The following is a 9765-nucleotide window of genomic DNA, read 5'->3' as shown; positions in this document are numbered from 1 at the left end:
TTAATTAATCCGAAACATCTTAAAAACTGGTTTACTAATTGCTGCTACTGTACCTCATAACATCCGGAAGTGCTGTAAAAAATATTAGAGCGACCAAACTAGAAGTTGACCGACAGAAATTGTATGATAGAGACTACCAGAGATGGATTGAAACCACTGTGGAAAAGTTGCCGGTAGTAGGGCAAAAAACTCGATCGCCTCCTGGTAAGTGACATTGAATGCAACTGCTGGCAACAATCTCCCCAACAGGCGGGAGCGGCGAAATTATTAAAACAAGTATCTATACTCTTGACATTTATACAAAAATGATATTAAGATGTCTGGTAAAACCCGTATTTCCCCCTCGCATCAACTCCAAGCCGGGGTAAGTTTTCAAGACGATACCTTAAATATCAGTGGTATCCTATCAGAATTATTATTGAAACGCAGAACGACACAATAGTAGCAGTACCGCTAACATCACACTTATGTCTGACTCTCCTCCATCCCAAATCTCCCCAGAAACCGCACCGGAAAGTGCTGCTACCGAAAACCGCAGTGCCAAAACTCGGCAACTGTTGGGCATGAAAGGGGCCGCTAGCGGGGAAACATCCATCTGGAAGATTCGCTTGCAACTGATGAAACCGATTACCTGGATTCCCTTAATTTGGGGCGTGGTGTGCGGGGCTGCGTCTTCTGGAAACTATGTTTGGAACCTAGAGAATTTCTCGATCGCAGCAGCTTGTATGTTGATGTCAGGGCCGTTGCTGGCCGGGTACACTCAAACTTTGAACGATTTTTACGATCGCGATATCGACGCCATTAACGAGCCCTACCGTCCGATTCCCTCCGGTATCATCTCGATTCCCCAAGTAGTAACGCAAATTTTGGTATTATTAGCCGCAGGCATTGGGGTGGCCTATGCTTTAGATTTGTGGGCAGGTCATGAATTCCCCACAATGACTGTTTTGACTCTCGGCGGCGCGTTTCTAGCTTACATCTACTCTGCGCCCCCGCTGAAACTCAAGCAGAATGGCTGGTTGGGAAATTATGCCCTGGGTGCTAGTTACATTGCCCTGCCTTGGTGGGCCGGTCAAGCTTTGTTTGGTACACTAGATCCGACCATTATGATTTTGACCCTGTTTTACAGTTTGGCAGGGCTGGGAATTGCGATCGTCAATGATTTCAAAAGTGTCGAAGGCGATCGGCAATTAGGGTTAAAATCTTTGCCAGTGATGTTTGGCATCGGCACCGCAGCTTGGATTTGCGTGTTGATGATAGACATATTTCAAGCTGGGATTGCAGGCTACCTGATCGGCATCCACCAAAACCTTTACGCTGTCATTCTCCTGCTGCTGATAATTCCCCAAATCACTTTTCAGGATATGTACTTTTTGCGCAATCCCCTGGAAAATGATGTTAAATATCAGGCAAGTGCTCAGCCTTTCCTGGTGTTGGGTATGCTGGTAGCAGCCTTGGCACTGGGTCATGCTGGTTAAGAATAATTTTGAGTTGTGAATTTTGAGTTAAATAGTTTTTAATTCAAAATAGATAACTCAAAAGTATGCACAGTGTTCTTGAAGCAAAAATGTCAAGTTAAAAATTAAAAATTGAAGAGGGCTAGCCTTTTTAATTTTTAATTTTTAATTTAAATTGATGAGGTTTGAAGGTCTGAACGTGGCAGAATTTTTCTCAAATATCAAAGATAAATTGAGCAAAGTCACTAACGCAATAAGCGGTAATTCCGATCGAGAATCGCTTAATGCTGCGCAGGGCAATGAGCTCAAGTCGCCGGAATCGGAGGCGGAATTTTCTACACGGACAACGGATGAGCGATCGGAGTATGTGGTAGAAGAAGATCCTGCACCCCTAGAAGAGTCGGAATTAAATTGGGAATTAGACCCGGAAATTCAGAGGTATCAAATAATTAAGCGCGATTGGGAAGGGTTGAAGCGCTTAATCGCTTGGTTGGAAATTGAACCTCAAGTTACCAGCTTGCAAACCAAGGGAAAAGAATTGTTGCGGCCGGGATTGAGTTTGCTGGAAACTAAATTACCCCAAAAATCGGATAGTAGCGAATTGCCGGAAAATAGCGCACCGCAGACTACCGAACTGCCGGAAAATAACGAACTATCGGAAAATAGCAAACTTCAGGGAAAGTTAAAAAAAATCCTGTCCCGCCCCCCTAGATTTTGGATAGGAATAGTTGTTGCCAGTATAGGCGGGGGCGCTTTAATCTACGGTTTATGGATTTTGCACACCTTAGACAAAGGTTTGCCGGATGTTAACGATTTGTCAGCGTTTAACCGCGACGGAACGCTGACAATTAAGGCGGCAGATAATACTATTTTGTTGCAGTCGGGGCCTGCAACTAGAGATAAACTGAAACTTAAAGAAATTCCCGAACTGTTGGTTAAAGCTTTTATTGCCATAGAAGACCGCCGTTTTTACAAACATCGCGGGGTGGATTATCAAGGTATTGTGCGATCGATTATTTCTAATTTGATAGAGAGAGATTTAGTGCAGGGCGGCAGTACAATTACGCAACAATTGGCTCGCGTTGTTTTTCTCAATCAGGAAAGAAGTATTAGGCGGAAGGTTCGGGAAGCTCTTTTAGCTCAGAAAATAGAGCGGGAGTTGAGTAAAGACCAAGTTTTAGAAAGATATTTAAATCTAGTTTATTTGGGTTCGGATGCCTACGGAGTGGCAGATGCAGCTTTGGTTTTCTTTAGCAAAACAGTCGATAAATTAACTTTGGCAGAGATGGCAACTTTGGCGGGTTTGCCGCCGGCACCGAGCGAATATTCGCCTTTAGTTAATCCCGATATTGCTAAGAAACGCCGCAATCTTGTGCTGAAACAAATGCAGGAAGCGAAGGTAATTACAGAGGTTCAGGCGAAGGAGGCAATGGCAGAACCTATGGCGGTTAAACCAAGTCCGCCGAAGCGATTTAATGTAGTCGCGCCTTATTTTGCTAGTTACATTCGGAGGGAATTGCCGCGCTATGTTTCTCAGGATGCTTTGGAAGCTGGCGGTTTGACTGTCGAGACGACGGTGGATTTGAAGTGGCAGAAAATAGCGGAACAGGTGGTTAAAAATGCGATCGAAGTTGATGGCCGCAGTCAGGGTTTTGAACAGGCGGCTTTAGTTTCTATGGACACTAAAACTGGGGAAGTTAAGGCCCTCGTCGGCGGTGGAAATTTTAAGGAAAGTCAGTTTAATCGTGCTACGCAGGCTTTGCGACAGCCCGGATCGACGTTTAAGGGGTTGGTTTATGCGGCGGGCATCGGGGCGGGTTTTTCGCCTTACGACAGCTATGAAGATGAGCCAATTATTTTCGACGGCTATCAACCCAATAATTACGGGAAAAAGTTTAGCGGTTGGCGATCGATGTCGGACGCTTTGAGGGCTTCGGTGAATGTGGTGGCGGTGAAGGTGTTGATCGATGTCGGGTTTGAACCAGCGATCAAATTAGCCCACGATATGGGAATTAAGTCTAAATTAAGTCCGATTTATTCTTTGGCTTTGGGATCTTCTGAGGTGAATTTGCTGGAGTTAACTAATGCTTACGGTACTTTAGCGTCGCAAGGTACTTTTATTGAAGCCCACGGAATTAAGCGGGTGATTAATCAGCGGGGAGATGTGATTTATCAGGCTAAATTTAAACCGAAGCGGGTTTTGGATAAGGATAGTGCTGCGATTACTACTTGGATGTTGGAGGGTGTGGTGACTGGGGGTACGGGCGGGCCTGCTGCTTTGCCCGATCGCGCTGTTGCTGGCAAAACTGGTACTTCGGAAAACGTGCGGGATTTGTGGTTTATCGGTTATATTCCGCAGGTGGTGACTGGGGTTTGGCTGGGGAATGATGACAATTATCCCACCTGGGGAACTAGCGGTACGGCGGCGTATAATTGGCGCGATTTTATGAATCAAGCTGTTAAGGGAATGCCGGTTGAGAAGTTTCCGAAGTTGCCGGAGTTGGAAGGCAGAAAAGGGAGTATTAAGGCAAAGCCGGTGAAGCCGAATGAAATTATTCGGGGAATGATTGTGAATGAGGATGGGGCGATCGTGCCTTACAATCCCAATCCTGAACCCCGGCATCGCGAGTGGCAAGAGCCTGCTTATCAAGAGCCGGCCTATCAAGAACCTGCTTATCAAGAGCCGGGATATTAAACTATCGGTTTGCAGTAAGGAATTTAGTCCTTTTTCAATTGCTTTAGCCTCACCATAAAAAAGCCGTCCATGTGATGTCTGTGCGGCCACACTTTCACCCATCCTTCGGGTGATGGCTGTACGGGTAAATCAATTGTTGGCGGTTCTATTTGCCAGTGAGGGTTGCTGTCTAAGAACGATCGAATAACTGTTTCATTTTCCAAGGGATGAATTGTGCAAGTTGCATAAACTAATACGCCGCCGGACTTGACAAATGTGGCTGCATTTGCTAGCAATTCCGATTGCAATTGGGACTGTGTTTGAATGTTTTCGGGCGTGTGCCGCCAGCGGGCGTCGGCGCGGCGGTGGAGGGTTCCGAGACCGGAACAAGGTGCGTCTAATAAAACTTTATCTGCGAGGTTAACAAACTCTGGGAAATGGCGGCTGTCTCCGGTATGAATTTTAATGGATTTCATCTGAAGTCTGTCTGCATTTTCTTTAAGTTTTTTGAGTCGGCTGGCGGTTTTGTCGCAGGCATAAATTGTGCCTGTATCTTGCATTAATTCGGCGCTGTGGGTGGTTTTTCCCCCTGGCGCGGCGCAGGCGTCGATAATGGTTTCCCCTGGCTGGGGCCCTAGTAAATGGGTGACTAATTGAGCGCTGCTGTCTTGAATTGTCCACCAACCTTCGCTGTATCCGGGGAGGTTTTGAATTGCGCCGGTACTGCTATTTAGTCTTAAAGCTTGGGGCAATTTGGGTATTCTGCTAGTTGAGATGTTTTGGGTTTTGAAGGCAGCTTCGATTTGGGCGATCGAGCTTTTTAAGGGATTGATTCTCAGGTCAATTGTGGGGGATTGGTTGAACCATTCACAGAGTTGTTCGGTTTCAGTTTCGCCTATTTGTTCGATCCACAATTTTACCAGCCATTCGGGGAAGCTGTGCAGAGTTCCTAGGCGTTCAACGGTTGATTTATAATTAGTAACTGTTAATGGGTTTAAGTCGTTATCTGTTAAACGAATGTATTGTCGCAACAAACCGTTGACAAAACTGCTGAGTCCTGAAAATCCGTTTTCTTTTGCTAGTTGAACGGTGGTGTTGACGGCGGCGGAGGGGGGAATGTGGTTGAGATATTGGAGTTGATATAAGCCTAAATGTAGGATGGTGCGGAGTTCGGGCGGTTGTTGGGAGGATTTCTTTGTGGCTAGTTTGTCGATGATAAAGTCGATCGATCGCATTCTCCTGACGCTACCATAGACTAATTCTGTGACTAAACGGCGATCGATGTCGTTGAGTTGAGAATTGCGGAAAGCGCGATCGAGTGCGGCATCTGCGAATGCACCGCGGCGGTGGACTTCGCGGAGTGCGAGAAAGGCTATTTGGCGAGGATTTTGCATAATTAAGATATGGGGGCCTAGAAACCGGGTTTTTTACGATCAGCGCGTTACAGCCCGCAGATTTGGTGAAAAACCCATTTTCCGATCGCCCGCGATTCGAGGACTATTATAATCTCAAATGTCCTCTGGATTTATGCCCATTTCTCGGAGTTTTTCTGAAAGGCGATCGGCTTTTTGCTGTACTAACTCTTTCTCCTCTCGTTCTTGTTCCATTTGTTGCTGTGTTAGTTCCATTTGTTGCTGCGCTAATTCTTTTTCTCTTGACAACTCCACATAAGACAAAAACTTCAGTCCGTCAGGCTGATAAATTTCCAAGTCTCCCGATGCAGTTTCAAAACGTGTCTGCAAACGCGGACTTACCCAACCCTCCATTGATTCAATATAGTTGAGTTGTCCGTCACTTCGCAGCCAACCTATTAACTCATTATCCTCTGGATCGTAGACATAATATTCTTCGACTCCATAATTCTCGTAGAACTTAAACAGCTTAAACATTGCTGTCATTCGGTTTCCCGGCGAGATGATTTCAAAGACAACTTGCGGCGCGATATTATCTTCAAGCCACTGTTGGTAGGAACCTCTGTAACCTTTTGGTCTGCCAAAGACTACCATAGTATCAGGTGCTTGGCGAGTTTTGTTATCTCCTTCGACGGGATACCACAGCAAATCACCTGCTACAAAGACATTTTCGTTGTCTTTGAATAAGGCATCTATCCCGCCTTGAATTTTTACGATTAATTGGAACTGTTTGGTATTGTCAGACATGGGTTTTCCGTCGCTGTCTGGGTAGATGATTTCTGGCAAAGTTTGAGTGGGAATTGTTGCTGTCATGGGGATGACTCCATTGCTAGTAGCATCAATTTCTATTTTATACCTATTTTATAGGACGCAGGGGGCCCAGAAACCGGGTTTTTCACGAAAAGACTTCGTTGCAATCGGCATATTAGGTAAAAAACCCGGTTTCTTTGTCGGAGTGCGTAAGTCCTGTTTTACTTATTTGGGTTTGGTTGACACCAATGGTTCTAATAAATTGCGTTCTTCTATGGCAAGTTCTAGCAAAACTCGTCTGTCGCCCTTTGTTTCCTTATAGCGGACGGCCGCATCCAGCAGGCGGATGGGAATTTTGAATTGTTCGTCGTAGTTGCTGGTTGGTTCTCGCCACAATTCTAACCAAGTGCGTGCGGCTTTTTCGCTTACCATTTCTGACATTAGCACGGGGATGTTTCGCACAATTCCCTGTCCTAAGACTGAGAGATATTTGTGTTTTTCGTAAACTGCAATCAGGCTGGTGATGCGAGTCTGACATATCGCTTTATCCTGCGTGTTCGCGAATAGGTTGTTGATAATTAACTTGGCATCATCTGCCTCAGCTTCATCGCCTGGTTCTAGGCGTTGGAATGCGTCGTCTAAGGCGGCGATGCCTTCATCCCAACGATTTAATCCGAGAATGGCAATGGCACGGTTGAAGAAGACAGATGAAGATTGATCACCAAGTTCGATCGCTTTATCGCAAGATGCTAAAGCTTCTTCATAGCGGCCGAGTTTGCCTAGCACCCAGCCTCGGCTAAACCAAGCCCACTCATAATTGCTGTCAAGTTCGATCGCCCGATCGTAAGATTCTAAAGCTTCTTCATAGCGTTTGAGGTTGTCGAGTACATCGCCTCGCCACCCCCAAATAGACTGATAATTGGCATCAAGTTCGATCGCCCTATCCAACGATACTAAGGCTTCTTCATAACGTTTGAGTGTATCGAGTAAAAGACCTCGAAGAAACCAAACCAACTGATCATTCACATCAATTTCGAGCGCCCTATCGTAAGATTCTAAGGCTTCTTCATAGCGTTCGAGGTTGTTGAGTGCATTACCTCTTTTAGCCCAAGCCCACTTATAATTGGCATCAAGTTCGATCGCCCGATCGTAAGATACTAAAGCTTCTTCATAGTGTTTAAGGTTTTTGAATACATTGCCTCGGTTAACCCAAGCCCACTGATCGTTGGCATCAAGTTCGAGCGCCCGATCGTAAGATTCTAAGGCTTCTTCATAGCGTTCGAGGTTGTTGAGTACATTACCTCTGTTAGCCCAAGCCCACGGATAATTGGCATCTAGTTCGAGCGCCCTATCGTAAGATTCTAAAGCTTCTTCATAGCGTTTGAGGTTGTCGAGTACATCGCCTCTGCTAGCCCAATCCCACGGATCATCCTCGTCAAGTTCGATCGCCATATCAAAGGATTCTAAGGCTTCTTCATAGTGTTTGAGGTTGTTGAGTAGATAACCTCGCTTAGCCCAATGCCACGGATCATCCTCGTCAAGTTCGATCGCCCTATCGTAGGATACTAAGGCTTCATCATAGTGTTTGAGGTTGTCGAGTACATCGCCTCGATTCGCCCAAGCCCTCGCATAATTGGAGTCACTTTCAATAGCCTTATCTAAACATTCTAATGCTTCATCGTAGCGTTTCAGGCTATTTAAACAGCGTCCCTTTTCTACCCAATCCCTTGCTTCGCCGCGACTTGCTACCAATTTTTCCGCATATTCTAAAGCCGAAACATAGTCTTTCTGTTCAATACAATTTTGAATTTCATCAAAATAAGCCTTCAGACGCGGGTCTTCCTCATTTCTCTCAATAGCCTCAAGCGCCCGCGTATAATATTCTCGTTCCATCACAGCATCAGGTGGAATCGGTTTCAAACCTTGCCGATACATAAAATGACCTTCTTTCTCCGCCCAATCAACATCCGCCATCCTCAATCCCAATCGCTGCTGCAATTCTTTCCGCGTATACCAAACCCGAATAAAATCCACAATTAATGGAATCGGTTGATTTCGCTGCTTCTTTACCTCCAGACAAAAACGCATCAATGGTTCCCGCCATTCATACCACGATTCCCGTCCAATTTCTTCAGTTTTGACATAACCCTTATCTCGCAAATCTTTAAGTTGACTAGATACAGTTCGCTGCGAAATAAAACAGCGTTTAGCAATTTCTTTTACTGGTGCAGCACCACCTCGCTCGCACAAAAAGTCAACTATCTTTCGCTGCTGATTTGAAAGATATTTCATCTTATCCTGATAGTAGGGCGTGAGGCTGTCCAGCATTTCCATGAACGGTTCTACCAATTTATCTAGCGATTCAGGAGTCATCAGAAAAGCCGAAAAAACAATATAGACGCGAGGACTGCCACCAGAAAGGTAATGCACAACTTTAATGCGATCGCGCCCGGTTGGACTTTGAATAAAAGATGCTAAATCACTATTCCCTTCTAACTTGGCAATATGATTTAATAAAGCTACAGCATCATCGAGCTTAAACTCATCTAATTCATGTAAATCAAAAAAATCATAAAAAGGATTATTAGAGAGCTTGACTCCATCAAACAAACTTTGTGATGTTGCCAAAATTGTCAAAAATGAATAATTTTGAATATACGCCCTCAACTGCTTCTGCCCGAAATCCCCCAAGCCGCTAAACACGTCCTCTAAATTTTCGACAATCAACAACAGCACCCGCTTGCCAACAAAGTCTCTCAGCAATTCTGCCGCCTTAAATTCAGCTTGCTCCGGCGACAAATCATAAAGCTTTTCAACATCATCATGTAACTCAGCTTCATATTCTGCCTTATATTCTTTAGCAAGTGCCCGGAATATTCCCCGCAATAAATCCAAAAAAGACGCAATCCCCCATTCCTCTTCTTGCAGCCACGCAATTAGTAATTTATCCCGCAAATCTTCCATCTTAGCTACGCGGTGATAAATCAGGGAAACCAAGTGCGTTTTGCCAATGCCCCGCGGCCCAATTAGCAATTGAAAATGCTTGTTATCTGTTAGGGCGCTCACCCGAATTAGCTCTACTAAATGTTCTGCCAGTGCGTGACGCTGTACTAAGATAGCTTCCAGGGTTTCTGGTGACATCAAGCTAGGAGTAAATCGAGAGATAAATGTATTTTTCATAATATCTATTGGGTTTAACTGGTTCCCCGGCTGTGCCTGGGAACCTATATCTAGAGGCTCTGGCTCGTCGGTTGCGGAGAAAAACAGGAGGCAGAGCCTCCGGATCAGCGTCCCCAGGCAGAGCCGGGAAGGAGAAAATGCTTGTTATACAAGGCTTTTAGAACTTATACGTCTAATTTACCATATGTTAAAAAAAGATACGTCTAATTTACCATATATTTAAAAAAAGATACGTTAGTTTTGGTTGGATATTTGTTGTATATTTTTAAAAGCAGTGTTAGACTGCCGTTAA

Annotated in this window: 5 protein-coding genes; 2 read left to right on the top strand and 3 right to left on the bottom strand. The window is 45.0% G+C overall.

What is annotated here, in order from left to right:
- Nucleotides 1-467 precede the first annotated feature (467 nt).
- A complete protein-coding gene (gene chlG, locus QUA02_RS28325) occupies nucleotides 468-1478 on the top strand; it encodes a chlorophyll synthase ChlG (RefSeq protein ID WP_333032823.1) in 1011 nt (336 codons plus the stop codon).
- 157 nt (nucleotides 1479-1635) lie between these two features.
- The gene (locus QUA02_RS28320) at nucleotides 1636-4152 is read left to right on the top strand and encodes a transglycosylase domain-containing protein (protein ID WP_333032820.1); all 2517 of its coding nucleotides are present in this window, start codon (nucleotides 1636-1638) and stop codon (nucleotides 4150-4152) included.
- Between the two features lie 23 nt (nucleotides 4153-4175).
- On the opposite strand, the gene QUA02_RS28315 is transcribed toward QUA02_RS28320, so the two are convergent.
- From QUA02_RS28315 to QUA02_RS28305, 3 genes are all read right to left on the bottom strand, one after another.
- Nucleotides 4176-5525, bottom strand: coding sequence for a 16S rRNA (cytosine(967)-C(5))-methyltransferase (locus QUA02_RS28315; protein ID WP_333032818.1), 1350 nt, complete (start codon nucleotides 5523-5525; stop codon nucleotides 4176-4178).
- Between the two features lie 114 nt (nucleotides 5526-5639).
- Nucleotides 5640-6356, bottom strand: coding sequence for a Uma2 family endonuclease (locus tag QUA02_RS28310; protein WP_333032814.1), 717 nt, complete (start codon nucleotides 6354-6356; stop codon nucleotides 5640-5642).
- 162 nt (nucleotides 6357-6518) lie between these two features.
- Nucleotides 6519-9473: a tetratricopeptide repeat protein gene (locus QUA02_RS28305; RefSeq protein WP_333032812.1), complete on the bottom strand. Its 2955-nt coding sequence runs from the start codon at nucleotides 9471-9473 to the stop codon at nucleotides 6519-6521.
- Nucleotides 9474-9765 lie beyond the last annotated feature (292 nt).

The sequence above is a fragment of the Microcoleus pseudofavosus SVA1_A4 genome, from assembly GCF_036700565.1.
Classification (GTDB): Bacteria; Cyanobacteriota; Cyanobacteriia; order Cyanobacteriales; family Microcoleaceae; genus Microcoleus.
The sequence above is the reverse complement of the archived record's forward strand: the minus strand, read 5'-3'. Positions and strand labels throughout refer to the sequence as shown.

Excerpts from the sequence above, each read along its gene's own strand:
- chlG (WP_333032823.1), top strand. The coding sequence starts at position 468 with ATGTCTGACTCTCCTCCATCCCAAATCTCCCCAGAAACCGCACCGGAA.
- QUA02_RS28320 (WP_333032820.1), top strand. The coding sequence starts at position 1,636 with ATGAGGTTTGAAGGTCTGAACGTGGCAGAATTTTTCTCAAATATCAAA.
- QUA02_RS28315 (WP_333032818.1), bottom strand. The coding sequence starts at position 5,525 with ATGCAAAATCCTCGCCAAATAGCCTTTCTCGCACTCCGCGAAGTCCAC.
- QUA02_RS28310 (WP_333032814.1), bottom strand. The coding sequence starts at position 6,356 with ATGACAGCAACAATTCCCACTCAAACTTTGCCAGAAATCATCTACCCA.
- QUA02_RS28305 (WP_333032812.1), bottom strand. The coding sequence starts at position 9,473 with ATGAAAAATACATTTATCTCTCGATTTACTCCTAGCTTGATGTCACCA.